Here is a 25,050-nt window from a genome sequence, read left to right as displayed (position 1 = left end):
GATGGCGGACAACGAATTCGGGTACACGGCGTGGGGCAAGGACTGGGTACGGCTGGCGGAACCGCTCAGCCTCACCAAACCCGAGCCGCTGCTCCCCCGCGCGCGCAGCATCGCCCGCAACAACGGCGTCCGGACCGAGATCGAGGGCACCGTGGTGCGGGCGCACATTCATCGCGGGTCGGAGGCGTCGGTGACGCACCTGGAGCTGACGACCTTCCCGCGCGCCACCATCGACGCCATCGCTGGCGTGGTGCCCGCCGACACCCTCACCCTCGGCGACGAGCTGCACGCCTCGGTCATCGCCGCCGGGATCTCGGTGACCCCGATCCTCGCGAGCACCGACTGCTCCTGCCGCGCCCGCAACGCCCGCTGCCTCCACATGCTCGCCACCTGCTACGCGGTGGTCCGCCTGATCGACGAAAATCCCTGGCTCGCCTTGGATCTCCAGGGCTATCGGAGCGCTCCGCCCGCCACGGACACCGACACCCCGGTGTCGGTCCCCCGCTGGACGCCTATCGACGCACTCGATCCGGCGGTCTACTTCGGCTGACAGCCGCTGCCACCGACGGGGATACGGTTGCGTTGGGGCGGCTATCGTCGGCCCCATGGCGATCTCCACGTACGCGTTCACCGCCGAACTCTGGGAATGGGAAGCACAGGCCTCCTGGCATTTCGTGAGTCTGCCCGAGGCGGTCGCCGACGAGATCGAGGAGCGCTTCGGGCACACCGCCTCCGGATTCGGATCGGTGAAGGTGAAAGTCGCGGTCGGCGGCAGCCGGTGGTCCACCTCGATTTTTCCCGACGGCAAACGCGGAACCTATGTGCTGCCGGTGAAGAAGGCCGTCCGGGTCGCCGAGGGGTTGAACGCGGGCGACCTGGTCGAGGTCGAGCTGCAGGTGGTGTAGTCCGCGCTGGTCAGATCCGACGCAGGGCCGCGATGCGCTGGGAGAGCTGGTCGGCGGTGGCGAGAGCGGTTGGGGGGCCGCCGCATTCGCGGCGCAGGTCGCCGTGGATGACGCCGTGCGGTTTACCGGTGCGGTGGTGATGCATGGCGACCAGGCTGTTCAGTTCGCGGCGCAGCTCGGACAGGCGGTCCGAGGTGGCGGCGCGTTCGACGGCGGCCTCCACGCCGGCGCCCGAGGGGCGAGCCTCGGCGGCGGCGCTGCGATCCTGGAGCTGACGGGACTGGCGTTCCCGCAGCAGGGCGCGCATCTGGTCGGCGTCGAGCAGACCGGGGATGCCGAGATAGTCGGCCTCCTCGTCGCTGCCCGAGAAAGTGGCGGTGCCGAAGGAGTCGCCGTCGTAGATGACCTGGTCGAGCTCGGCGTCGGCGGCCAGGGCGACGAACTTCTTCTCCTCCTCGCCCGGCTCGTCCTTCTGCCGGTTGGCGTCGATGAGCAGTTCGTCCTCGAGCGCGTTCGCCTCGCGGTGCGGCTTGCCGATGACATGGTCGCGCTGCAGTTCCAGCTGGGCGGCCAGATCGAGCAGCACCGGCACCGAGGGCAGGAAGACGCTGGCGGTCTCACCGGTCTTGCGGGCACGCACGAAACGCCCGATGGCCTGCGCGAAGTACAGCGGGGTCGAGGCGCTGGTGGCATACACGCCGACCGCGAGGCGCGGCACGTCGACGCCCTCGGACACCATGCGCACCGCGACCATCCACGGGTCGGTGTTCTCGCTGAACTCGCCGATGCGATCGGAGGAGTCCGGATCGTCGGACAGCACGATGGTCGGCTTGGTGCCCGAAATGTGTTCCAGCAGTTCGGCGTAGTCGCGCGCCTTCTCCTGGTCGGTGGCGATCACCAGGCCGCCCGCGTCGGGCATGCCGGTGGCGCGCAGCTGGCGCAGGCGGGTGTCGGCGGCGGTGAGCACCTTCGACATCCAGTCGCCGGCCGGGTCGAGGGCGGTGCGCCAGGCGCGGGCGGTCTGCTCGGCATTGAGGGGCTCGCCCAGGCGGGCCGAGTACTCCTCGCCCGCGCTGTCACGCCAGTGCGCCTCACCGGAGTAGGCGAGGAAGACCACAGGTCTGACCACGCCGTCGGCGAGCGCCTCGGAGTAGCCGTAGGTGTGGTCGGCGCGCGACTTCTCGAAACCGGACTCGTCGGCCTCGTAGGTGATGAACGGGATCTTGGAGTCGTCGCTGCGGAAAGGGGTACCGGTCAGCGCCAGCCGGCGGGTGGCGTCACCGAACGCTTCCTCGACCGCCTCACCCCAGCTCTTGGCGTCACCGGCGTGATGGATCTCGTCCATGATCACCAGCGTGCGGCGGTTCTCGGTGCGCACCCGGTGCTTGAACGGATGCGACGCGATCTGCGCGTAGGTGACCACCACGCCGTGGTAGTCGGACGAGGTGGAACCGGTCGAGTTGGAGAAGTTCGAATCCAGCTGAATCCCGGTGCGCGCGGCCGACGCAGCCCACTGATGCTTGAGGTGCTCGGTGGGTGCAACCACGGTCACCTGATCGACCGTACGGTCGTTGAGCAGCTCGGCGGCCACCCGCAGCGCGAAGGTGGTCTTACCCGCACCCGGGGTCGCGACGGCCAGAAAGTCCCGTGGCTTGGTGGTCAGATACTTGGTCAGTGCTCTGCGCTGCCATGCACGTAATGAACCGCCACCACCCGAAGTCACTCGGTAGAGAGTAGCGATCGAACCCGACAGCTTTCCAATCCGACACAGCCCTGCGGAGTGCCGCACACCACATCGCGGGTCCGGTCCCATTCGAAGCGCTGGTAGGCGATGCTTAGGCCACGATGAACGCGCACGACGAATCTCCGCAACACGCCGACGCGTCGGCGCCGACGGCCTCCGTTGTGCTCGCCGCCACCCGCTGGGGCCGCGTCCGGCAACTCGTCGTCCACGTCGCGACGAAGGCGTGGAACGACGCGATCTTCGCCAAATCCGCGGCGGCCGCCTTCTGGCAGACGCTCTCGCTGGCCCCGCTGCTGCTGGGACTGCTCGGCAGCCTCGGCTATGTCGGGCACTGGTTCGGCCCGAACACGGTGAACATCGTGCAGTCCAAGATCGTCAGCTTCGCGCGGAAGGCGTTCAGCCCCAGCGTGGTCGACAGTCTGGTGCAGCCAACCGTCAACGACGTGCTGCAGCGCGGCCACGGCGGGGTGGTGTCCGTCGGCTTCGTGCTGTCGCTGTGGGCCGGGTCCTCGGCCATGGCCACCTTCGTCGACGCCATCACCGCCGCGCACGGCCAGGCCACCGCCCGCCATCCGGTCTGGCAACGAATCTTCGCGCTGCTGCTCTACGTCGGCTTCCTCGTGATCGCAGTGCTCATCCTGCCGCTGATCGCCGTGGGACCAACCCTGATCGGGCGGGTCCTCCCCCACACCTGGCGCGAGCCGGGCTTGCGGCTCATCGGCGCCTTCTATTACCCCGGCACCGGCTTGCTGCTGATCGTCGGCCTCACGTTCCTCTACAAGACCGCCCTCCACCGCACCCTCCCCTGGCATCGGCTCTTCGGCGGCGCGCTGGTCGCCGGTGTGTTCTTCATGGCTGCCAGCGAGGGCCTACGCCGCTACCTGGCGTGGGTGACCCGGACCGGCATCTCCTACGGCGCGCTGGCGACCCCCATCGCCTTCCTGCTGTTCACGTTCTTCCTGGGTTTCGCCATCATCCTCGGCGCCGAATTCAATGCCAGCGTCGAGGAATTCTGGCCCGCCCGCGCCACCCGGCTGGCGCAGTTCCGCCACTGGTGGAACACCCGCAAGCAGTCCCGGCCTGCGGACCCGGCGCCCACCGCACCGAAACCGGAGGACCCGCCGCCCGAGTCGCGGTCACTGCGATCCAGCCCGTAGGCCCGGTTCGGCCGGCTCACCCTCGGTGCGCCGCGCCGAGAAGTACGCGGCAGCCGTGATCGCGATCGCGACCAGGACGGGCGCGAAGGCGATGGCGGGATTGCCGGGCCGGTCGGCCATCAGGAAGGCCGCGGCCAATGTCTGTGCGGGAACGCCCCATTGGACGGCAGCCAGCACCCCCGCGCCATGGCCGGCCCGGTGCGACCCCGGCTTGGCCAATCGCCGCCGGGTCCACCCCGAGCTCGCCCCGATAACAGCGGTCGACACCAACCCCGCCCCGATCCACGGGCCACCTTTCGCCCCGTCCGCCAGTACCGCGAACCCCGTGATCGCAGTCAGCAGCGTGAACACCGGAACCGACAACAGCGTGAGCCGCACGGCCCGAACAGCCCCGTCAACACGAATCCCGCTGGGCTCCAGCCGGATTCGCGCCAACTCGGTGCACTGCACCCCGACGAGGATCGTCAGCGCCAGCGCAATGGTGATGTGTGTAGCCAGCAACAGCGGATTCGCCATCGGACCAACCTTTCCTGAGTTCCGACTCAGGATAGCCATTTACTGAGTTGCAACTCAAGAAATCGGATGCCGTTGACAGCCAAGGCTTCACAGCACGAATGAGCAAAGGCCCCGACTCGACGTTGCATCCGGAGCGAGCACGGGTGACGATCGCTGCATGAAGAACGACCGGTTGGACGAGATCCTGGGGCTGCTCGACAACAACACCTGCATGCTCGAGGCCATCCAGGACGAGTTGCTGGGCGGCGAAGAGCCCGGCGGGGCCGGCGAGGACGAGGCGGCCAGGGGCTAGTTCTTCTTCATCGGCGCGTCACGGTGTGCCGAGATGCGCCTCGATCGCTTTGACCGCTGCACCCGCACCGTCTTCTCCCGCGATGTGGGCCGCCAGCCGAGCGGCATTCTCACGGTAGGAGTTGTCACCGGTCAGTGCGCGCAGGGCACCGACCAAGCTGTCCACCGACAGCTTCTGGAGTGGGATGGTCGCCGGACTGACACCGAGTACTCGCATCCGGTGCGCCCAGAAACCCTGGTCCGCCTGGCCGGGTACCGCTGCGAAAGGAACGCCCGCGCGCAGGCTCGCGGATGTCGTTCCAGCGCCGGCATGGTGGACGGCGGCCGCGATCCGGGGGAAGAGCCAATCGTAGGGCACGCTACCGATGGTCAGGACATTGTCGCCACCGACGTCCAGTTGCAGCCAGCCCGCCTGCACCAGTGCCCGCCCGCCGTACTGCCGCAGCGCCTCGTTCACGATCTCCGAGAATTCCGCCCGCCGCGACATGCCTTCGGTGGTGCTACCGAATCCGACGAACACCGGGGGCGGTCCGGCCTCGAGGAACTCCACCAGCTCGGCGGGCGGCTCCCAGTCGATGGGTCGCGGCGGCCACCAATAGCCGGTGACCTCGAGACCCGACCGCCAGTCCACCGGACGTGGCGAAACAGCCTGTGAATATCCGTGCAGCACAGGCCATTCCGACGCCGTGCGGCGGCGGCGCAATTCCCTGGCGGACACCTTCGGCAGGCCCAGGTCGCGCCGAAAGCCCGCGACGGGTTCACGATAGACGGTGTCGAACAACCACGCCCCGAACTCGGCCGAGAGGCGGTTACCGAAACCCCCGAAGTCCTTGCCGCCGAACAAACTCGGCGCATGCTGAGCCGTCGCCGAGAGCGGGAACAACCGCAACCCGATGGCCGGTACGCCCTTTGCCTCGGCGAGTTGGAGGCCCGCGAATTCGGTGATGGGACCGAGCAACAGGGCATCGGCAGGTTCGTCGATGAGGGCTTCGAGCAGACCGTTCCCCAGAAACCGCTGACCCTCCGGCCAGGCGAGCTTGTCCGCGGCCACCATACCGTCGTGACCGCTCAGATCGACGCCGTACGGATCGGACATATCGACCCCGACATCGGCTCCCACGAGCCGGAATTCGAGCCCGGACTCGGTGATCAGACCGCGGAACAGGCAATGCGCGGCCACCACCACATCGTGCCCCGCGTCGCGCAAACGCAGCCCGACATCCAGCAACGGCGCCATATCGCCGCGGGTACCCATCGCCGCGATGACGAACTTGCTCACGCGTTTCCCCCTGCCATCGGCCACATCGAATTCACAATTCGAATATCGAATCCGCAGTGACGCTTGGCAACTGGCCGAATACCCCAGTCATGCGCGCAGCCTCGCCGTGGTACCACCGACCTGGTTTCCATCGGCCGGCGGTGCCACTGGCAGGGGTAGCGACACATGCAACGCCTGACAGCTTCCGCGCGTGCCCGACCTCGCCCATCCGATCCACAGGCTTCCAGGGCGCCACCGTTAGAGCTACATCATGTAACAGATACCATCTGGTTCGTGGCTAAGCTGAAGGTCTCCGTAGACGTCCCGATCCCGCCCGAGAAGGCCTGGTCGCACGCCTCCGACCTGCCCGAACTCGACAAATGGCTCACCCTCCACGAGGGCTGGCGCGGGCCCGTCCCCGACGCGCTCACCCCCGGCACCCGCCTCATCGGCGTAGCCACCGTCAAAGGCTTCCGCAATCGCGTCACCTGGACCGTCGAAACCGCCGAACCCCCGAACCGCCTGGTCCTCAACGGTTCCGGCATCGGCGGCACCAAATTCGGCATCGAACTCCGCGTCTCCCCCAGCCCCACCGGCTCCAAGGTCACCGCCGACTTCACCCTCGGCGGCGCACCCCTCTTCGGTCCCATCGGCTCGGCCGTCGCCCGCGCCCTCCGCGGCGACGTCGAACGCTCCCTCGACCGCTTCGTCCAGCTCTACGGCTGACCCCGCGCAAAAGAGCGCCGTTTCGATCCGGGAGGTCGGTTCACTTCGTTCGATTCCTCTCCATGGCGTCGCGGCGGACCGCCGTGACGGCTTTGCGGGCGGCGACCTGGATGGGGTCCCACACCGGGGAGAAGGGTGGGGCGTAGCCGAGGTCGAGGGCGACGATCTGGTCGACGGTGAGGCGGGCGGTGAGGGCCACGGCGGCGATGTCGATGCGCTTGCCCGCCCCTTCGCGGCCGACGATCTGGACACCGAGCAGGCGGCCGGTGCGGCGTTCGGCGAGCATTTTCACCGTCATGGGTGCGGTGCCGGGGAAATAGCCGGAGCGGCTGGTGGATTCGATGGTGACGGTGACGAATTGCAGTCCGACCGCGCGGGCGTCGCGCTCGCGCAGGCCGGTGCGGGCGACTTCCAGGTCGCACACCTTGCTGACCGCGGTACCCACCACGCCGGGGAAGATGGCGTAGTCGCCGCCGACGCCGGAACCGATGATCTGGCCGTGCTTGTTGGCGTGCGTACCGAGGGGGATGTGGCGTTCGGAGCCGGAGACGAGGTCGAGCACCTCGACGCAATCGCCTCCGGCCCAGATGCTCTCGTGTCCGCGCACCCGCATGGCGAGATCGGTCAGCAGACCACCTGACTCCCCCAGCGGGAGACCGGCCGCACGGGCGAGATCGGTGGCGGGGCGGACGCCGATACCGAGAACCACCACATCGGCGGGGTATTCGGCATCAGCCGTGGCGACGCCGGTGACCCGGCCCTGCGCATCGGTGTGGACGGCCGTCAGCTCCGCATTGTCGATGACCTGAATCCCCATGCCCTGCATGGCCTTCCGGATCAGCACACCCATATCCGGATCGAGGGTGGACATGGGCTCGGCGCTGCGATTGAGCATGGTGACCTGGAATCCCCGCTGGAGCAGCGCCTCCGCCATCTCCACACCGATGTACCCCGCACCGACCACCACCGCCCGCCGGCCCGCGATCGACTCGAGGGTGGCGATGAGGGCTTGCCCATCGTCGAGCGTCTGCACCCCGTGCACCCCGGCCGCGTCGATGCCGGGCAGCGCGGGCCGGATCGGCGTCGCACCGGTGGCGATCACGAGTTTGTCGTAGCCGGTCCAGCTCTCCCGGCCGGTGTCGAGCTCGCGAGACCTCACTCGCCGCCCGGCGACATCGATCTCCACGACCTCGGTTCCCAGCCGCAGATCGATGTCCCGCGCCCGATGCTCGGCGGGCGTCCGCGCGATGAGCTCGTCCAGCCCACCGACGTCCCCGCCCACCCAGTACGGGATCCCGCACGCCGAGTACGAGGTGAAGTGCCCCCGCTCGAAAACGACGATCTCGAGCTCCCCCACGCCCTTCAACCTGCGCGCCTGTGACGCCGCCGCCATACCCGCCGCATCCCCGCCGATGATCACCACGCATTCGCCCATGCCTCACACGTTACGAGCGTTACGGCACTGCGACCGGTGCCCCGGCATCATGCACGGCCAACTGATAGTCTCATCACATTTGAATGAATAGATCAGGAGATGAGGTGACATGCCCGCCCGTCACAAGCCGTTGAGGGACCCGATCAGACTTCGAAGGCGGTGGCCGGCAACGGACTTGCGGCGATCCGGCGCGCCTCGTCGTGCGAAACCCCCAGGGCGCACAGGATGAGTTCGGCGGCCCCCGCCGCCGCGTCGCGCCAGGACTGGTGACCCTCCAGCACCATCCACATGGCGCTGACCACGGTACCCATCAGCATGGAGGCGATACTCAGCTCCATTCCGGGTGCGACGACATAACGGCCGGAGGCGATTCCGGCGGCCACGTCCCGCATCGGCGGGCCGGTCAGCATCTCGCGCAACGACTCGTCGGTCAGCGCGAACCGCACGACGAAGCGGCCCGCCGCGGGGTTCTCGTGCGCCATCCGCACGATCATGCGGGTACCGGTGGACAGCCGCAACGGCGGGTCGAGGTCACCGTGAGCATCCATCGCCTGCGCGTTGGCACTGTGCAGTTCGAAGGCGAGCTGGGCGCGAACCTGCTCGAAGAGCTGCTCGATGGACTCGACATTGCGGTAGAGCGTGCCCCGGGCGACGCCCGCTTCGGTCGCCAGCTCGCTCATGGTCAGGTCCACACTGCCGCGCTCGGCGAACAGCCGCATTGCCGCCGCGTTGATCCGCCGCCGAGTCGCACTCATAACCCCTCCTTCGCCAGCTCGACAGTACAGAACCGTCCCAGGCGGGCCAAACCCAAAACTCTTGAGACGCTCTTGACTCAAATTGAACACTACTGTTCACTCTACAGCTATGACCGAAACCACATCGGTGCTCGTGGTCGGCGCGGGGCCGGTAGGCCTGACACTGGCCCTGGAGCTCGACTTTCACGGCGTGGAAACCCTTCTGGTAGAGCGCAATTCGACCACCACGCGACATCCGAAAATGGATATCACCAACAGCCGCAGCATGGAGTTGTACCGGCGGCTCGGCATTGCCGACGACCTCCGCAAGGTGGCGACGTCGCCCGATCATCGGACCACCGTGGTCTGGGCCAGCAATGCGGTCGGATGGGAACTGGCGAAGTTCGAGTACCCGAGCGTCGAGGAGTCCTTCGAGGCGATCGGCCGACGCGTCGACGGCGCCCTCCCACTGGAACCGGCCATGCGCGTGTCCCAGATCATCCTCGAGCCCGCGCTTCGGGACCAGCTGCAGGCCAGGTCCCGGCACGTCGAGGTGCAATACGGTTGGGCGCTGGACAGTTTCACCGAGGACACGGAGGGCGTCACGGCCCAGCTGGTGTCCGGGACCAGAGAACGCCGCACCGTGCGCGCCCGCTACCTGGTGGGATGCGACGGCGCGGGCAGCCGGGTCCGCCGGCACCTCGGGATCGGTCTCGACGAGATCGATCTGCGCCGGCTGCTGGTGCGGGAGCTCGGAATTCCCTGGCTCGCAAGGACTTTCACGCCGACGTTCCTGGCCGGCGGGCAGCGGCCCCCGGACGGCCGGTTCTACCTGGTGCATTTCACGACTCCCGATCGCGAGATCGCCGCCCGCTTCGGCACCGTGTGGCATCTGCAGTCACCCGAGGGCTGGACCGTCATCTCCCAGAACGACGGCGGCACCTGGACCCTGCACGCTCCCCTGAGCATGGGCGCCGACGCCGACAGCATCGACCCGCTGGAATTCGTATTCCGCTGTCTCGGATACCGGTTCGAGATGACCGTGCTGGTCGCCAATGCCTGGACGCCCCGGCTCACCGTCGCCGAGTCCTATGGCCGCGGCCGGGTCTGGCTGGCCGGTGATGCCGCCCACCAGGTGACGCCCGCGGGCGGCTACGGCATGAACACCGGCGTCGGCGATGCGGTCGGGCTGGGCTGGGCGCTGGCGGCCCGGTTGCAGGGATGGGGCGGACCACGCCTGCTCGAGGCGTACGAGCGGGAACGCCGCCCCGTCGCCCTCCGCAACCGCGAGGCGTCCGCCCGGCACACCGTCATCCACGGCGCCATCATGGCCACCTCCCGCGCCACCATGCACAGCGAACGCTGGTTCGGCGCGCGTACTCGCCGGCGGATCGGCCGCGAGATCAGCGATCTGGGCAATCTCGAAAACGAAGCGCTGGGAATCGAACTCGGCTACCGCTACGACCACTCCCCCATCGTGTGCCGAGACACCGAGGACCGGGCCCCGCGGCAGCGGATGGACGAATACCTGCCCGGCACCTGGCCCGGAGCGCGGCCGCCCAGCGTGCGACTCACCGACGGCACCGCGATCTTCGACCTGTTCGGCCGCGGCTTCACCCTGCTGCGCTTCGCCGATCACGACGTCGACGGCTTTCGGATCGCGGCCGCTGAACGAGAGGTGCCGCTCGACATCGTGGATATCCGCGACCCGCACGCCCGCGCCCTCTACGAGCGCGACCTCGTTCTCATACGTCCCGACCAGCACGTGGCCTGGCGCGGCAACACCGCACCGGCCGGGCCACTGGCAGTCATCGACCGCGTACGCGGCGCTTGAAAGATCCCCGACAACAACGGAGAAGATGACAGTGAACACCCCTGAAAACGCCGGTTCGAGAAGGGCTTTCATGGTCGGCGCGACGGCGGCGGGCCTCGCGGCCGTCCTGGCCTCCGGCCTCCCCACGGCAGCCGCGGACACCTCGACCGATGCGATCAAGATGACGTGCGCCCTCCGCCGCCGGGCCGACCTGACGCCCGAACAGTTCCACGACTATTGGCTGAATCATCACGGCCCCTTCGCCGCAGAGCAGATCAAGATCCTCGGCGGCTACCGCTACGTTCAGAGCCACATCCTGGATTCTCCGCAGAACGCCCTGCTCGCCGCCACTCGCGGTACCGGCGAGCCCTACGACGGCATCGTGGAAGTGTGGCTCCCTTCGGAACAGGCCATGCTCGCCGGCATCGCGACCCCGGACGGAATCCAGGCCAACCAGCGACTCGCGGATGACGAGAAGAACTTCATCGATCTCGCTCGCTCCTCATACTTCTTGACCACCGAGCACGTCATGCTCGGTTAGCCGCGTCCCGATCAGTTGTAACCACCCGCGGCGCTTCGGTTCCGGTGTCCTCCGCGAAGCGGCGTTCGAGTTCGGCGCCTTCGATGTCGAAGTCGGGCACGTAGCGGGCGAACCACCGCGGGTGATACCACATGCGATCGCCGATCAAGGCCATGACCGCGGGCACCAGGGTCAGCCGGACGATGAAGGCGTCCAGCAGCACACCGACCGCGAGCGTGAACGCCAGGGGTTTGACGATCGGGTTGTCGACGGTGGCGAAGGCGACGAAGACGCCGAACATGATCAGCGCCGCGGCCGTGACGACGCGCGCCGAATGCGCGATCCCATTGCGCACCGCGGCGGTCGCGTCCGCGGTGCGGGTGTGCTCCTCCTTGATGCGGGACACCACGAAGATCTGGTAATCGCTCGACAGCCCGAAGATGATGGCCAGGGTGATGATCGGCAGGAAGCTCAGCGTCTCCGCCTTGGTGACATGCAAAAGGCTTGCGCCCCATCCCCATTGGAAGACCGCGACCTGCGCGCCGAGCGCAGCGAACACCGAGAGGATGAACCCGACGATCGAGGACAGCGGTACCAGGACGGTCCGGAAGGCGATGGTCAGCAGCACCAGCGCCAGACCCACGACGACGACGAGGAAGACCGGCAGCGCCGCGCCCAACCGGCGTGAGGTATCGATGTTCGCCGCGGTGGTGCCGCCCACCAGATACGTTGCCCCGGAGCCGCTCTCGATGGTCGCGCGGTCATCACGCAGACGGTTCACCAGATCGGCGGTCGCGCTGTCGTCGGGACCGGTCTTGGGCACGACCTGGACCAGGACCAGGTTGTCGCCCGTGCCCGCGGGCTGCACCACCGCGACGTCGGGCTCCTGCTGCAGCCGGCCCATCACGGTCTGCGCCGCCTCCGGGCCGGTGGCGTGCGAGAGGTCGGTCACCACCAGCAGCGCCCCGTTGAACCCGGGACCGAACGACCGGCTCACCAGGTCATATGCCCTGCGGGCGGTGCTGGCCTCCGATTGCGTTGCGCCACTCGGTAATCCGAGATCCATGCGGGTGGCGGGAAGCGCGATCACCACCAGCACCGCGATGCCCAGCACCAGCAATGGAATCCGGAAGCGGGTGACGAACCGTCCCCAGGCGTGGCCCGCGGTGCGCTCGGGCTCAAAGGCGGCGATGCGCGCCACCTCCTCCGGCTTTCCCGGGTGCAGCGGCGGCGAGATGAATTTGGCGACCGTGCCACCGGCGAGGCCGAGCAGCGCGGGCAGCAGGGTCAGCGCGACGAGCATGGCCACCAGGACCGCACCGGCGGCGGTCAGGCCCATGACGGTGAGGAACGGGATGTTCGCGACCGCCAGCCCGCACAGCGCGATGATCACGGTCACCGCCGCGAATACCACCGAACTGCCCGCGGTCCCGACCGCCAGCGGAATCGACTCCGCCACAGCCATTCCCAGCACCACCTGGTGGCGATGCCGGGAGAGGACGAACAGCGCGTAGTCGATCCCGCAGGACAGGCCCAGCATCAGTGCCAGCGAGGTCGCCGCCGACGGCACGTCGGTGTAGGCCGCGATACCCAGGATGCCGGTGAGACCGATACCCACGCCGACGGCCGCCGTGATGATCGGCAGTCCCGCCGCCACCACCGCGCCGAAGGTGATCAGCAGAATGACGAAGGCCGCGATGACACCGAGCATTTCGGGCGTGTGCGGGATCTCCGCGGTGAAGCCCGGATAGACGGCACCGGAGAACTCGACCTGCATACCGGTGTCACGCGCCCGGTCGGCGACCCGGGTCACCTGATCGAGGGTGGACTGCTCGACCTCGCCGGCCGAGACGGAAAACTGCACGCTGCCCAGCGCGACGTGCTGATCCGGTGAGACCGTTTTGGCCTGGAACGGGTCGACCACCGCGGCGACCTGCGGCAGCCCCTTCAACTCGCCCATCATTTGCTCGATCTCGCCGGTCACCGGTTGATCGGTCACCTTGGCCAGGTTCGACGTCGCGAACACGACCTGCATCCGCGCACCCGAGAAAGCGGGCATCCGCTGCTGCAGCAAGGAGACCGCGTCCTGCGATTCGGTGCCCGGAACCGTGAAATTGTCGTTGGTTTTTCCGCCCGTCGCGGCAGCGAATCCGATGGCGGCGGCCAGCAGCACGATCCATATCGCCAGCACCCACCAGCGGCGGCGGACGGCGACCTGGCCGAGTGCGTACAGATAGCGGGACATGCGGGTCCTCTCGTGGAGACACCATCCGACCAGCAATCACAGACCTATCGGTACGGTAACACGTCAGATGATGATTTCCTCATAAACGTTGCATTGGTCAGCAACCGGTTCGTCACCTTCGCGCCGGTGCGCCTGGATGGAAAGAAGGCGATGCCGCGCACAATGACTGCACATCTCCGCAGGACTGGACGGTGCCGTCCGGGCGGACCAGAGCCGCGACGGCGCGACCCTGCCGCACCCAACGATGCAGTTCGGTGCCCGGCTCCGCGACGACGATGAACCCGCCTCGCTGCTCGACGACCAGTCGGCACTGCGGCGCGGGCTCGCGCACGGTGATGACGGTGTAGCGCCCGTTCATGGCCTCGTCGAGGCGGCGGCCGTCGGCGAGCCGGGCGTTGGGAACCAGCCGGCCCGTCAACCGCCGGCGCAGGCGCGGCCCGGGACCCGAGAGGTGCAGGCGCGGGGATTCGCCGCTGGTGATCATGTGGGTGAGGCCGGGGATCCGGTGCAGGCGCGGTGCCAGCAGACTCCGCAGCCGGTTGCTCAGTTCGCCACCGTCGGTCATGGTGACGCCGGTGAGCTTGGCCAGCCGGATCATGGCCCGTGCGTGTGGTTTCCGCTCCGTCTCGTAGGTATCGAGCACGTCTTCCGGGAGTTCCCCGCGCAGCACGCCCGCCAGTTTCCACGCGAGGTTGGCCGCGTCGCGCAGGCCCGCGCCCATGCCCTGGCCGATGAACGGCGGGGTGAGGTGCGCGGCGTCGCCGAGCAGGAACACCCGGCCCCGGCGCCAGCGGTCGGCCAGCTGGGCACGGAAGGTGTATTCCGCGACGCGGATCAGTTCGAGATCCGCCGCTGGAACACCGCCGAGCCACGGGTCGAGCAAGGGACGCAGCCGACCCGGGTCGTCGAAGTCGGCGACGGTCTCGCCGGGCCGGAGCCGGAATTCCCAGCGGTAGCGGGTTTTTCCGATGCGCATGAAGGTGGCAGCGCGCGCCGGATCGCACACCTGGTGCACGCCTTCCCACTGGCCCAGATCCCGGGGCGTGGCGACGTCCACCACGAGCCAGCGCTGCTCGAATCGCAGATTCCGCATGCGTGCGCCGATCGCGCCGCGGACAACGCTGTTCGCGCCATCGCAGCCCAATACGTAACGCGCACACGCTGATTCGGCATCGCCGGTCACGCGATCGGTGAAATCAACTCGGACACAGCCTGATTCCTCGGCGATGGCGGTGACTTCGACGTCACCGCGCAAGGTCACCCGCGGATACCGCTTCAGGTTGACCCGCAGGATCGCCTCCAGTTCCGGCTGGTCGAACAGGTTCGCCTCCGGATACCCGCTGCGTCCACCGGCCGGGTCGCGATCGAACTGGGCCAGCACCCGCCCGCTCGGGTCGATGAGCCGCAACCCCAGAGCGGGCCGGGAGATCTCGTCGAATTCCCGGCCGATTCCCAGACGTTCCAGGATCCGGCGGATCTCGCCGTCGAGGTGCACTGCCCGCGGCTGCGGATAGACATCGGTCCACCGCTCCAGCACGAGAGTGTCGATCCCATGGTGCGCGAGCAATGTGGCCGCGGTGATGCCGGCCGGGCCCGCGCCGACGATCACCACCGGGATCATGGCGGTGCTCACGGCGAAACCCCGGACAGCGCAGCCAGATAGCCGAGCGTGACCAGTCCGGTGACCACCGCGGGCGCGGGTACCTCCCCGGCGTGCACGTCGGGGCGGCCGACCGCGCCCGCCGAGGTCACCTGCGGGTGGGACAGGAGCGCGTCCTCGATGACCCCCGGATCGAGATTGTGCCCGCCGCGAATGATGAGATCCTTTGCGCGACCGTGCAGATGAACGAATCCGTCGGCATCGACATGTGCGAGATCGCCGGTGCTCAGCCACCCGTCGACCACGGCACCGAGCCCGTCCAGCAGGTGCCCGTGCTCGCTGCGGCCGGTCACGTAACCGGCGAAGACCGTGGGTCCGCCGATCACCAATATGCCGGTCTCACCGGCGGGGAGTTCGGTCCAGACGCCGTCCTCGGGCATGCGAACGACCTTGACCTGTTGGTAGGGCATGCGCTGTCCGACCGAGCCGGGACGCGGCAGATCCGGGAAGCTGCGGGCGGTCGCGCACGTCGCCTCGGTGAGGCCATAACCCTCGACCAGCGTGACCCCGGTGTGCGCCTGGAAGTTCTCGCGCACGGCGGCCGGCAGCGGGGACGCTCCGACCATCGCGTAGCGCAGGCTCGAGATGTCCGCGCCGATCGGGCACTGCGCCAGCACCGCGTACACCGTCGGCACCGCGCTCATGGCCGCGATCCGGTAGTGCGCCACGATATTCCAGAATTCGCCGTAGAGAGCGAAGTCCCGGTATCCGAGCGGCCCGGCCCAGACCACCGACTGACCGCGGAACAAGGGCGCGAGCAGCGTCACGACGAGCGCGTTGACATGGAACAGCGGCAGCGCGGCGAAGACCACCGCATCCTCGTCGAGCAGGGAGTGGGCCGCGATCATCCACGCATTGGCAATCTCGCCGGACTGCCGGTGCGCGGCCAGCTTCGGCACACCGGTGGTGCCGCCGGTGTGGAACAGGGCCGCCAGATCCGTTGCGGCGGGTGGCTCCCCGGCGAAGACAGCCCAATCCTGTTCGGCTGCAAGGGTATCGAGATAGCCGATAAGCACACCGTCGATGACAGGCAGCGGCACGGTCTCCGTTGCGGCAGCGGTCGGCCGTAGCACCAGCACCGCATCCAGCAGACCCTGGGACGCGAGTTCGTGTGCCGACTCCCAGATGTCGGCGGCGAGTTCGGGGCCGGCGGCGATCAGTACCCGAGCGCCGGAGCGGTGCAGGAGTTCCGCGATATGCGCCTGCGACAGGCCGCCATTGATCGGTGCGGCGATGCCCGCCAGCTGTGCGGCCAGGGTGGCGGGAATCAACTCGGCGCAGTTGGGCGCGATCAGGGCGACCGCGTCGCCGCGGCGCACCCCGAGTGCGTGCAGCAGATTGGCACAGCGGTGCACATCGGCGAGCAACTGGGAGTAGGTGCGCCGCACCGGTTCCCGCCAAGTCGAGGCATCGGACAACACGGTGACGGCCGTACGGTCCGGCCACCGCCTCGCGGCGCACGCCAGCAGCGCGTAGGTCGACTCGGGCAGCCCGCGCTCGGCCAGGGGCACCGATTCGATGACGCTCAGGTCCTCCGGACCGGTGTAGCGCGGCCACAGCAGGGCTTCGGCGTCGGTCTCGAGGGTCGGGTTCCCGGTCACCGCGCGTACCTCACGACCGTGCGCTGGCGACCCAGATCGAGGACACCATCGTCGGTGCCGATGGTCGCCTCGACCACGTCGCCGTCCTGGAGGTACTTCGGATTCTTGGCCTGGCCCTCGAAGAACAGCTTCCACTTCACCTTGGGCGGCAGTAGCGACGCGATGATCTCGACCGGCTTCGGCGGAGCGCTGAGCGCGGTGCCGATCGGAGTTCCGGTCAGCAGCAGGTCTCCGGCGTCCATGCGCTGGAAACGGCTCAGAGCCCGCAGCGTCTCGACCGGCCGGTAGATCATGTCGGCGACCGTCATGTCCTGGCGCACTCGGCCGTTCACCCACAGCCGCAGGCGCAGATCGGTGAACCGCTTCGGCTCGTCGGCGTCCAGCAGCACCAGTGCGGGGCCGACGGGCGTGAAGGTCGGGTACGACTTCGCCTCGTAGAACTGGGTTTTCGGCAGCTGCACGTCCCGGGCCGACACGTCGTTCGTCACGACCAGACCCGCGATGTAGTCGCCGAGGGACTCATCGTCGATCTCGGCGCCGACCGGCATCTCGCGGCCGAACACCAGGCCGATCTCCACCTCGTAGTCCAACAGCTTCACGTGCGCGGGCCGGATCACGTCGTTGTAGGGGCCGCTGATCGATCCGGAGCTCTTGCGGAAGAAGGTCAGCGGCACGGTCTCGGGGTTCATCCCCGAGTCCTTCACGTGGGATGCGAAGTTCGTCATCTGCGCGACGACTCGACACGGTGCGGTCACCGGAGAGATCAGCGAAAGCCCCTCGACCGGAACAAGATCCGAGCTCGTTGCGGCCGTGGCGATCGCTGCCCGATCCGCCAGCAGTTCGCGCGTCGTGGTCGCGACCGTATCGATGCGCGCCGCACCGGCGGGTGTCCGGACCCACCAGGCGTCCGCGGTACGGAGGACGGAAATGCTCATGAGTTGGCTACTTTCAGCAGGCCGCGCAGGCGGCGGAGATCGAATTCGTTGTCCTCGCGCAGCGCGTCGAGGATCGAGCGCACTTCTCTGAGCGATTCCCGCCCAGGGGAGAGACCCAGGAAATCCCTGGTGGCGGGCGGCCCCCACTGCGCCAGACCCGACGCGCTCATCGGCGCCCAGCCCGGTTCGAGGGTGCAGTCGAACATGTCACCGTCACTGAAATGCTCGACCATGAAACCGTCGGGATCCCGCCAATAGTCGAAGATCTGGCTGCCCTGAATGTGGCGTCCGATTCCCCACGACCGCTGATAACCGTGGTCGAGGAGGTACTCGCCGCCGGCGGCGAGCGCATCCAGATCGGCGACCTGATAGGCGGAGTGCACATACCGGTTGGACGGCCCGAGAGTGAGCGCCAGCGTGTGATGGTCGGCTGGAGTCGCGCCACGGTCGCAACGAATGAAGCTCATCACCGGCCCGCGTTCCCGCTGTCCCGGATAGAAGAGGAAGTCGCTGACGATCAGGCCCAGATAGCGCAGGTACCAGTCGAGAGTCTCGCGGTACCTGGTGGTCTGCACGACGACATGGCCGAGGCGCTGCACCTGCGCCGGAACCCGGGGCGGCCGCTGGATGGCATTGACACGCAGTACCTGGTGCCCGCTGTTGAACACCTGCGTCCGCTGCGTGGGCAGCCCGGGCAGTTCGTGGGTTTCGGCGACGACTCGGACCCGCAGCCCGCTCGGATCCACCAGATCGAGACCCAGCCCGCCGAGCGACTCCGGCAGAGGCTGCGGCCGCCGACCGGTTTCCTCGCCCAGGCGCAGCAGATCGCCGGTCTCGGCGGCCCGGAAAGCCGGGCCGACGAAGCGGGAACGATCACCGCGCCGCACCAGCACACAGGGCGACCCGGCGTCGGTTCCGCGCAGGTGCAATTCCTCGGATGTCCGCGCGGCGGTGGTGAAACCGAAAGCACGAGAAAAGATCTCGGCGCGCTCCAGGTCGGGCTTCTCGAATTCCAGCCAGGCCAGATCGAGCACCTTCACCACGGGATTGCGGGCGCGGCCGGGGTGCTCACCCCGCACTGCGCCCTGCTCACTGTGCAGGCCGTTGTGCACGTCGTGATGTCCGCTCATCGACCGCTCCCTTCAGGTTCTGATGATATCGTCACTCACGAACCAATAGTCAGTCAAGACCTTCTGAGAATTTCGTCAGAACTGACCCAGGGCGCTATGCTGAGCGGCCTACGGTGTCAGGGAAGAGGTGGACAGCGATGGTCACACAATCCGGGCAACCCAATCGCCTGGAGCGCCGGAAGGCGCGTACCCGCGCCGCGCTCGTGAGGGCGGCGCAATCGTTCCTCGCGGCGGGCAAACTCAGCGTGCCGATCTTGGAGATCACCCAGGCCGCCGACGTCGGGATGGGGTCGTTCTACAACCATTTCCAAACCCGCGAAGAACTGTTCGAGGCCGCTGTCGAGGAAGCGCTCGATCTGTACGGCGTCGTGCTCGACACTCTCTGCGAAAACCTCGACGACCCGGCGCAGGTCTTCGCCCAGAGCTTCCGGCTCACCGGGCGCCTGCACCGCCGCAACCCGATGCTCAGCAAGGTCCTGATCAACAACGGCCTGCAGCTGGCGCGCTCCGAGAAGGGCCTCGCTCCCCGCGCCCGCCGCGATATCGAGGCCGGTGTCCGTGCCGGACGATTCGATGTCCGCGATACCGAGCTGGCCATGACCATCGTCACCGGCGCCGCCATCTGCCTCGGCCAGCTCCTGCACGAGCAGCCCGAACGCGACGACGCCGAGGCGACCGATCAGGTCACCGAAGACCTGCTGCGCATGTTCGGACTCTCCGCGGACGACGCGCACGAGATCTGCGGGCGTCCCCTGCCGTCCCTCGACGCACTGCCGCAGACCGACACCGCAGCCTGAACACGCGCGTCGGAATCGCGCGCCGCGCACAAGACGGATTGGTGTGTGTGGATGCTTTACGTGCCGAGCCAGGGGCTCACTGCGGCTTGCGAACCAGGGGCACTCGCCGACGCGGACGACGGCCCTGCACCGGTTTCGGCCGGCGCCGAGGGCGGCCGTAGCGCAGCAACTCCATCAACAAATCCTCGGCCGCGCGATACCGCGGGATATCGACCCAGAGCCGCCACACGACCTCCGGATCACCGCGCTCCACCACGGTCGTGCGCACAGGCAGGACGTAGGCTGCGATTCCCGCGTCGATCAGCGCGAAGAGCACTCGGTAGACCTGTGACTCGGCCAAGTCGGCAAGGACTGCCCAGGAGTGTGAATTCAGCCCATTGGCCAATCCGCGGGCGGGAACCCAGTGCGGAGTGCTGCGCGAGCCAGACCACGGATCGGGAACCTCACGTGCCGTGGTCATCGCGCCCAGCCGTTCACGGGATGCCTGTCGACCAGACCGGTCAGTCCCGCTTCATCATTTCGTAGATTCGCTTGCAGTCCGGGCAGACCGGGGAACCGGGCTTGGCGGAACGGGTGACCGGGAAGACCTCGCCGCAGAGGGCGACCACGTGGGTGCCCATGACCGCGGACTCGGCGATCTTTTCCTTCTTGACGTAATGGAAGACCTTGGGAGTGTCGTTGTCGGTCGACTCGTCGGTGGTCTCGTCCGGACGGACCAGGGTGTCTGCGCTCACGGTTCAATCATGCCAGGTCGGCCTGTCGCGGGGCGGGCGGCGTGTGCATCCGGCGCGCGGTAGTGGAAGACTCGGGGTATGCAGCGTGACGGCGAATCCCAGGCCGACGGCATGAGCGGTGAGGATCGCCCGGACGTCGAGTTCCATCCCGCCGGTTCCATCCCGAAGCCACCGCGCCAGTCGCAGGGCTACTTCCCGGGCGAGGAGAAGCAGCATCCGGCGCTGATCACCGAGGCCGCGCTCTCGCTCGAGCAGCAGCATCGCGACCGGGTGCGGCGGTACATCACCATCATGTCGTTGCGCATCCCATGCCTGATCGGCGCTGCCGTCGCCTACAGCGTGTGGCACAGCTGGTGGCTCTCGCTGCTGATCATCGGCGTCTCCATCCCGCTGCCGTGGATCGCGGTCCTCATCGCCAACGACCGCCCGCCCCGCACCAAGGACGAGCCCAGCCGCTGGGACGGACGACGCGATCAGGCAGAGCTGGAATCACGGCCGCACAGGGCAATCGACGGTTAGCGCGGACGAATCCCCGCTGACAGCAGGGCCGCCAGCCCGCACAACCCGCCCGCGATGAACCAGGCCAAGGTGTAGCTGCCCTGCACGTCGCGGATGACGCCCGCACCGAAAGCAGCCAGGGCGGCGCCGATCTGGTGGGAGGCGAAGACCCAGCCGAAGGCGACGGGTCCGTCCGCGCCGAAGTGGGCGCGGCACAGGGCGACCGTGGGCGGGACGGTGGCGATCCAGTCGAGGCCGTAGAAGATGATGAAGGCCCACATGCTCGGGTGTACGTCGGGTCCGAAGAGGATCGGCAGGAACAGCAGTGAGATGCCGCGCAGCGAGTAGTAGGCGACCAGCAGGTAGCGGGAGTCCACGCGGTCGGTGAGCCAGCCCGAGGCGATGGTGCCGGCGACATCGAAGATGCCCACCGTCGCCAGCAATCCGGCCGCGGTGGTGGCGGGCATGCCGTGATCGTGGGCGGCACTCACGAAGTGGGTGCCGATCAGGCCGTTGGTCGACGCCCCGCAGATGGCGAAACCGCCTGCCAGCAGCCAGAACACGGGCTTGCGGACGATGGTCGCCAGCACCGTGACCGCGCGGGCCGCGCCATCGGGCGCCGAGGTGCGCACTCCGACCTCGCTGCCCGGCTCGGCGCCGTAGGCCCGCACCCCGGCGTCGCTGGGGAAGTCGCGGATGAACAGCAGCACCAGCGGCACCACCGCCAGCGCCGTCGCCGACACCACGAGAGACGGTGTGCGCCAACCGTGATCGCGGGCCAGGCTCGCGATCAGCGGCAGGAAGACCAGCTGCCCGGTCGCGCCCGCGGCGGTGAGCACGCCGGTCACCAGGCCGCGATGCTTCACGAACCAGCGCCCGGTGATGGTGGCCACGAACGGCATGGACATCGAGCCCACGCCGACGCCCACCAGCAGGCCCCAGGTCGCCATGAGCTGCCACGGCCGGGTCATGAACACCGTCAGTCCGCTGCCCGCCGCGATCAGCACCAGCGCACACGCCACCACCCGGCGAATACCGAAGCGATCCATGAGCGCCGCCGCGAACGGCGAGATCAGGCCGTACAGCAGCACATTCACCGACACCGCCGCGCCGATGGTGCCGTGCGACCAGCCGAACTCCTCGTGCAGCGGGTCCATGAGCACACCGGGCACCGAGCGGAAGCCGGCCGCTCCCAGCAGCGCGATGAAGCCCACCACCGCCACGATCCACGCCGGATGCGGCCCCGGTCGCCTGGTCGCGAGTGCGTCGGGCAGCGGTGCGCCGCTCGCGGCCGAGCCGTTCGCGCCGGCGTGCAACGAGGTTGTGCCACCCGATGATTCCCGGCCGAGATCGTCCTTCAGTTCGCTCACCCGATCGAGGGTGACCGAAAAGCCCTTCCGCCACGAGTGGCCAGAATGCCACAATGCGTCAAGATCCAGCCATCACGAGAGGAGCATCGTGCCGACACCCCATCTGGTCGCCGTCCTCGTCCTGGAACCGACCGTCGGCTTCGACATGTCGATCCCGCCCGTGGTGCTCGGCGCCGCCGTCGACGAGGACGGCAACCCGCTCTACGCGGTGCACACCTGCGGCGTCGACACCGGCGGTGTGGTCGCCACCGGCGGATACACCGTCATCCCGGAATTCGGCCCCGAGCTGCTGGCCCGTGCCGACACTGTGATCGTGCCCGGCACCCGCATCGCCCAGCCGCGGCAGGAGGGCACGCTGCCGCCCCGGGTGGCCGAGGCGCTGGCCACCATCCGGCCGGACGCCCGCATCGTCTCCATCTGCACCGGCGCGTTCGTGCTCGGCGCGGCGGGTCTGCTGGACGGCCGCCGCGCCACCACCCACTGGCAGTTCGCCGACCGGTTCCGCGCCCTCTACCCGAAGGTTCTCCTCGATGAGAACCTGCTGTTCGTGGAGGACGGAAACGTCTGGTCCTCAGCGGGATTGGCGGCTGGCATCGATCTGTGCCTGGATCTGATCCGCACCGATCACGGCAGCGCCGCCGCCAATGGCGCGGCCCGCTACTGCGTGGTGCCGCCCTGGCGTGACGGCGGGCAGTCGCAGTTCATCGAGCGGCAGGTCCCGGAGTCGGGCAGCGAGGGCACCGCGCCCACCCGCCGCTGGGCGCTGGACCGCCTGGACCGGGAGCTGGACCTGAACTCCCTTGCCGCGCATGCTCATATGAGCGTGCGCACCTTCACCCGCCGGTTCAAGGCCGAGACCGGCATGGCGCCGGGCGCGTGGATCCTGCAGCAGCGGGTCCGGCACGCCCGGCACCTGTTGGAGACCACCGACCTGACCGTGGACGAGGTGGCGCGCAGCGCGGGCATGGGCACCTCCGCCTCGCTGCGCCACCACATGCGCCTGGAGCTGGGCGTGCCGCCGCTGACCTACCGCAAGACCTTCCGCAAGCGCGAAACCCTGGAGACAGCATGACGATTCGCTGGATGTGGGCCTTCCTGGACCGTCCCGCCGCACAATTCGACGACAGCGCCCGGTTCTGGACCACCGTCACCGGCACCGAGCTCTCGGCGCCACGGGGCGAACGCGACGAATTCGTCACGCTGCTACCGGATTCCGGGGCCGCGACGGTCAAGATGCAGGCAATCGGCGGCCCCGCGCGCGTGCACCTGGACCTCGACGTCGACGATGTCGGCGCGGCCACCGAGCGTGCCCAGCAGCTGGGCGCCACCCTCGCCGCGGACTACATCCTCACCTCGCGCATCGGGTACGCCGTCCTGCACTCCCCCGCCGGAATGCCCTTCTGCTTCACACCTTTCCGCGATTCCGCGGGCCCGCTCACCCCGACCGTGACCGGCCCCGCCGGCGACCGCAGCCGACTCGACCAGATCTGCCTCGACATCGGCGCGAGCGACTACGAGACCGAGGCCCGGTTCTGGAACGACCTGACCGAATGGTCCTGGCGCCCCAGCACCCTGCCGGAATTCGCCCGCCTGTCCGCGCGTCCCGGCCTCCCGATCGACCTGCTGCTGCAACGCCTCGGCGATGACCGGCCCACGTCGGCGCACCCGGATATCGCCTGCACCGACATCGAGGCCACGGCGACCTGGCACGAGCGGCTGGGCGCACACCGCGCCGAACTCGGCAAGAACTGGATCGTCATGACGGACCCCGCCAGCCAGCCCTATTGTCTGACCGGCCGCCGGCCGGCCTGAGGCGCGGGATCGCCGAAGCCCCTGCGTGCTTCGAGGCTCCTCGGAGCCGGGAAGCACGCGGGGGCTTCGACGTAGCCGGTGCTGCTACTTGCGCTCGGTCTGCGGCTGGCGGCGTGCCGCTTCGCCGGAGTTGGCCAGCGCCTCGAGATCCTCGAGGAACTTCTCGATGCTGTCGGCCCGCGCCTGCGGCGAACCGATCTGCTCGCGCACCTTCTCCTCGGTGAGAGCGAGCATGGCGGCGGCCAGATCCTGCTCCAGGTCGCGGATCATCTGCCTGCGGTACTGCAGGATCTGATCGCGGCCCTGCTTGCGCACCCGCTCCACCTCGGCCGCGGCGGCCTCGCGCATCTGCAGGATGATGCGGTCGGCGTCGGCCCGGGCCTCTTCGCGCATGCGGTCGAGTTCGGCCTGTGCCTCGGCGACGGCATTGTCGTAGGCAGCCTTGGCGGTGGCCAGTCGCTGCGCCGCCGCCTCGCTCTCCTCGAGTTGCCGCCGGATCTGGTCCTGAGCGTTGTTCATGATCCTCTTCACCGGTGGCACAACGTATTTCACGAAGAACCACACGATGACAGCGAAGCCGAACAGCTGGCTGAAGAAGACGGGCCAATCGAAGGTGATGTTGTAAATACCCTCGGCGAGATGGGTATCGGTGAGGATCATGCAGACCCCCGTCCTCTCTGCTGGCCCGCGCTGGTCCGGGCACGATCGTTCCCGCCCAGGACCCGGCCGGCCAGGTCCTGAGCGAGTGGTTCGACGGCTTCGCGTAGTTCGGCGGCGACCTGGTCGGCCTCGGCGCGGAGGTGCGCCGTGGACTCGGCCACGATCTGGTCGGCCTCTTTCTGTGCCTCGCCGCGCATTTCCTCGAGGATCGCGCGCCCTTGGGCCCGGGCCTGGTTGCGGATGTCGGCCGCTTCCGTACGGGCTTTCTCGAGCGCGGACTCGTAGCGCGCCTCGGCTTCGGCGAAGGTTTCGCTGGCTTCCTTGGCGGTCGCCGTCGTGACCTCGACACGTGCCTCCCGCTCCGCCAGCACCTTTCGTATGGGCGGAACCACGAAGAACCAGATGACTCCGAGCACGATCAGGAAGATCACTAACTCAGCGAAGAAGGTGCCGTTGGGAACCAGGAAGTTCCCCGCGGCCTCCACATCCGTTCTGGGAGACATGATGAC

General features: G+C 68.3%; 26 protein-coding genes. 11 read left to right on the top strand and 15 right to left on the bottom strand.

The window, feature by feature from the left end; translation table 11 throughout:
• Position 1 precedes the first annotated feature (1 nt).
• Positions 2 to 550 carry a hypothetical protein gene (locus tag ACFXHE_RS39095; protein ID WP_379389978.1) on the top strand — a complete coding sequence of 183 codons (549 nt, stop codon included), beginning with the start codon at positions 2 to 4 and terminating at the stop codon, positions 548 to 550.
• Positions 551 to 605: 55 nt separating this feature from the next.
• Positions 606 to 905, top strand: a complete 300-nt coding sequence (locus tag ACFXHE_RS39090; protein WP_379389976.1) for a DUF1905 domain-containing protein — start codon at positions 606 to 608, stop codon at positions 903 to 905.
• Positions 906 to 915: 10 nt separating this feature from the next.
• Here ACFXHE_RS39090 and ACFXHE_RS39085 read toward each other — a convergent pair whose 3' ends face one another.
• Positions 916 to 2,628, bottom strand: coding sequence for a DEAD/DEAH box helicase (locus ACFXHE_RS39085; protein WP_379389974.1), 1,713 nt, complete (start codon positions 2,626 to 2,628; stop codon positions 916 to 918).
• A gap of 122 nt (positions 2,629 to 2,750) precedes the next feature.
• Here ACFXHE_RS39085 and ACFXHE_RS39080 point away from each other — a divergent pair, with 122 nt between their 5' ends.
• Positions 2,751 to 3,806, top strand: coding sequence for a YihY/virulence factor BrkB family protein (locus tag ACFXHE_RS39080; RefSeq protein WP_379389972.1), 1,056 nt, complete (start codon positions 2,751 to 2,753; stop codon positions 3,804 to 3,806).
• On the opposite strand, the gene ACFXHE_RS39075 is transcribed toward ACFXHE_RS39080, so the two are convergent.
• On the bottom strand, positions 3,786 to 4,322 hold the full coding sequence (locus ACFXHE_RS39075) for a hypothetical protein (protein ID WP_379389970.1): 537 nt from the start codon (positions 4,320 to 4,322) through the stop codon (positions 3,786 to 3,788). The genes ACFXHE_RS39080 and ACFXHE_RS39075 overlap by 21 nt on opposite strands.
• 157 nt (positions 4,323 to 4,479) lie before the next feature.
• Here ACFXHE_RS39075 and ACFXHE_RS39070 point away from each other — a divergent pair, with 157 nt between their 5' ends.
• Positions 4,480 to 4,614 carry a hypothetical protein gene (locus ACFXHE_RS39070; RefSeq protein ID WP_379389968.1) on the top strand — a complete coding sequence of 45 codons (135 nt, stop codon included), beginning with the start codon at positions 4,480 to 4,482 and terminating at the stop codon, positions 4,612 to 4,614.
• An 18-nt stretch (positions 4,615 to 4,632) separates the two neighbouring features.
• Here ACFXHE_RS39070 and ACFXHE_RS39065 read toward each other — a convergent pair whose 3' ends face one another.
• Positions 4,633 to 5,892 carry a glycosyltransferase gene (locus ACFXHE_RS39065; protein WP_379389966.1) on the bottom strand — a complete coding sequence of 420 codons (1,260 nt, stop codon included), beginning with the start codon at positions 5,890 to 5,892 and terminating at the stop codon, positions 4,633 to 4,635.
• Between the two features lie 273 nt (positions 5,893 to 6,165).
• On the opposite strand from ACFXHE_RS39065, the gene ACFXHE_RS39060 reads away from it, so the two are divergent.
• Positions 6,166 to 6,597 (top strand): SRPBCC family protein, encoded by a 432-nt coding sequence (locus tag ACFXHE_RS39060; RefSeq protein ID WP_379389964.1) that lies wholly within the window; start codon positions 6,166 to 6,168, stop codon positions 6,595 to 6,597.
• 40 nt (positions 6,598 to 6,637) lie between these two features.
• Here ACFXHE_RS39060 and ACFXHE_RS39055 read toward each other — a convergent pair whose 3' ends face one another.
• Positions 6,638 to 8,032, bottom strand: a complete 1,395-nt coding sequence (locus tag ACFXHE_RS39055) for an FAD-dependent oxidoreductase (RefSeq protein WP_379389962.1) — start codon at positions 8,030 to 8,032, stop codon at positions 6,638 to 6,640.
• Between the two features lie 143 nt (positions 8,033 to 8,175).
• Positions 8,176 to 8,787 carry a TetR/AcrR family transcriptional regulator gene (locus tag ACFXHE_RS39050; RefSeq protein ID WP_379389960.1) on the bottom strand — a complete coding sequence of 204 codons (612 nt, stop codon included), beginning with the start codon at positions 8,785 to 8,787 and terminating at the stop codon, positions 8,176 to 8,178.
• Positions 8,788 to 8,896: 109 nt separating this feature from the next.
• Here ACFXHE_RS39050 and ACFXHE_RS39045 point away from each other — a divergent pair, with 109 nt between their 5' ends.
• Positions 8,897 to 10,600 carry an FAD-dependent monooxygenase gene (locus ACFXHE_RS39045; protein WP_379389958.1) on the top strand — a complete coding sequence of 568 codons (1,704 nt, stop codon included), beginning with the start codon at positions 8,897 to 8,899 and terminating at the stop codon, positions 10,598 to 10,600.
• 70 nt (positions 10,601 to 10,670) lie between these two features.
• Entirely contained in the window at positions 10,671 to 11,120 is a 450-nt protein-coding gene (locus ACFXHE_RS39040) for an EthD domain-containing protein (RefSeq protein WP_379389956.1), read from the top strand.
• On the opposite strand, the gene ACFXHE_RS39035 is transcribed toward ACFXHE_RS39040, so the two are convergent.
• The 5 genes from ACFXHE_RS39035 to ACFXHE_RS39015 form a co-directional block, all read right to left on the bottom strand.
• Positions 11,107 to 13,344 (bottom strand): MMPL family transporter, encoded by a 2,238-nt coding sequence (locus ACFXHE_RS39035; RefSeq protein ID WP_379389954.1) that lies wholly within the window; start codon positions 13,342 to 13,344, stop codon positions 11,107 to 11,109. The genes ACFXHE_RS39040 and ACFXHE_RS39035 overlap by 14 nt on opposite strands.
• A gap of 112 nt (positions 13,345 to 13,456) precedes the next feature.
• On the bottom strand, positions 13,457 to 14,977 hold the full coding sequence (locus ACFXHE_RS39030; protein WP_379389952.1) for a bifunctional 3-(3-hydroxy-phenyl)propionate/3-hydroxycinnamic acid hydroxylase: 1,521 nt from the start codon (positions 14,975 to 14,977) through the stop codon (positions 13,457 to 13,459).
• Complete coding sequence (locus ACFXHE_RS39025) at positions 14,974 to 16,605, bottom strand: acyl-CoA synthetase (RefSeq protein WP_379389951.1); 1,632 nt, start codon at positions 16,603 to 16,605, stop codon at positions 14,974 to 14,976. Before ACFXHE_RS39025 ends, ACFXHE_RS39030 begins: the two co-directional genes overlap by 4 nt.
• Complete coding sequence (locus ACFXHE_RS39020) at positions 16,602 to 17,540, bottom strand: fumarylacetoacetate hydrolase family protein (RefSeq protein WP_379389949.1); 939 nt, start codon at positions 17,538 to 17,540, stop codon at positions 16,602 to 16,604. Before ACFXHE_RS39020 ends, ACFXHE_RS39025 begins: the two co-directional genes overlap by 4 nt.
• Positions 17,537 to 18,670, bottom strand: a complete 1,134-nt coding sequence (locus ACFXHE_RS39015; protein WP_379389947.1) for a VOC family protein — start codon at positions 18,668 to 18,670, stop codon at positions 17,537 to 17,539. The genes ACFXHE_RS39020 and ACFXHE_RS39015 overlap by 4 nt, the downstream gene beginning before the upstream one ends.
• Positions 18,671 to 18,807: 137 nt before the next feature.
• Here ACFXHE_RS39015 and ACFXHE_RS39010 point away from each other — a divergent pair, with 137 nt between their 5' ends.
• On the top strand, positions 18,808 to 19,467 hold the full coding sequence (locus ACFXHE_RS39010) for a TetR/AcrR family transcriptional regulator (protein WP_379389945.1): 660 nt from the start codon (positions 18,808 to 18,810) through the stop codon (positions 19,465 to 19,467).
• Between the two features lie 76 nt (positions 19,468 to 19,543).
• Here ACFXHE_RS39010 and ACFXHE_RS39005 read toward each other — a convergent pair whose 3' ends face one another.
• Together ACFXHE_RS39005 and ACFXHE_RS39000 are read right to left on the bottom strand one after the other, a co-directional pair.
• Positions 19,544 to 19,783, bottom strand: coding sequence for a hypothetical protein (locus ACFXHE_RS39005; RefSeq protein ID WP_379389943.1), 240 nt, complete (start codon positions 19,781 to 19,783; stop codon positions 19,544 to 19,546).
• A 184-nt stretch (positions 19,784 to 19,967) separates the two neighbouring features.
• Positions 19,968 to 20,201: a DUF3039 domain-containing protein gene (locus ACFXHE_RS39000; protein WP_354837011.1), complete on the bottom strand. Its 234-nt coding sequence runs from the start codon at positions 20,199 to 20,201 to the stop codon at positions 19,968 to 19,970.
• 78 nt (positions 20,202 to 20,279) lie between these two features.
• Here ACFXHE_RS39000 and ACFXHE_RS38995 point away from each other — a divergent pair, with 78 nt between their 5' ends.
• The gene (locus tag ACFXHE_RS38995; RefSeq protein ID WP_379389941.1) at positions 20,280 to 20,720 is read left to right on the top strand and encodes a DUF3099 domain-containing protein; all 441 of its coding nucleotides are present in this window, start codon (positions 20,280 to 20,282) and stop codon (positions 20,718 to 20,720) included.
• On the opposite strand, the gene ACFXHE_RS38990 is transcribed toward ACFXHE_RS38995, so the two are convergent.
• Positions 20,717 to 21,973, bottom strand: a complete 1,257-nt coding sequence (locus ACFXHE_RS38990; protein ID WP_379390031.1) for an MFS transporter — start codon at positions 21,971 to 21,973, stop codon at positions 20,717 to 20,719. The genes ACFXHE_RS38995 and ACFXHE_RS38990 overlap by 4 nt on opposite strands.
• 184 nt (positions 21,974 to 22,157) lie before the next feature.
• Here ACFXHE_RS38990 and ACFXHE_RS38985 point away from each other — a divergent pair, with 184 nt between their 5' ends.
• Both ACFXHE_RS38985 and ACFXHE_RS38980 read left to right on the top strand, forming a co-directional pair.
• The gene (locus ACFXHE_RS38985; protein WP_379389939.1) at positions 22,158 to 23,141 is read left to right on the top strand and encodes a GlxA family transcriptional regulator; all 984 of its coding nucleotides are present in this window, start codon (positions 22,158 to 22,160) and stop codon (positions 23,139 to 23,141) included.
• A complete protein-coding gene (locus ACFXHE_RS38980) occupies positions 23,138 to 23,881 on the top strand; it encodes a VOC family protein (RefSeq protein WP_379389937.1) in 744 nt (247 codons plus the stop codon). The genes ACFXHE_RS38985 and ACFXHE_RS38980 overlap by 4 nt, the downstream gene beginning before the upstream one ends.
• Positions 23,882 to 23,965: 84 nt before the next feature.
• Here the strand turns inward: ACFXHE_RS38980 and ACFXHE_RS38975 are convergent, their stop codons facing one another.
• Both ACFXHE_RS38975 and ACFXHE_RS38970 read right to left on the bottom strand, forming a co-directional pair.
• A complete protein-coding gene (locus ACFXHE_RS38975; RefSeq protein WP_379389935.1) occupies positions 23,966 to 24,541 on the bottom strand; it encodes a hypothetical protein in 576 nt (191 codons plus the stop codon).
• Positions 24,538 to 25,044 (bottom strand): F0F1 ATP synthase subunit B, encoded by a 507-nt coding sequence (locus ACFXHE_RS38970; RefSeq protein ID WP_379389933.1) that lies wholly within the window; start codon positions 25,042 to 25,044, stop codon positions 24,538 to 24,540. Before ACFXHE_RS38970 ends, ACFXHE_RS38975 begins: the two co-directional genes overlap by 4 nt.
• Positions 25,045 to 25,050: the final 6 nt, after the last annotated feature.

Origin of the sequence: Nocardia sp. NPDC059229, assembly GCF_042754165.1 — a bacterium.
Taxonomy (GTDB): Bacteria; Actinomycetota; Actinomycetes; order Mycobacteriales; family Mycobacteriaceae; genus Nocardia.
This window is presented reverse-complemented; position numbering and strand designations above follow the sequence as displayed.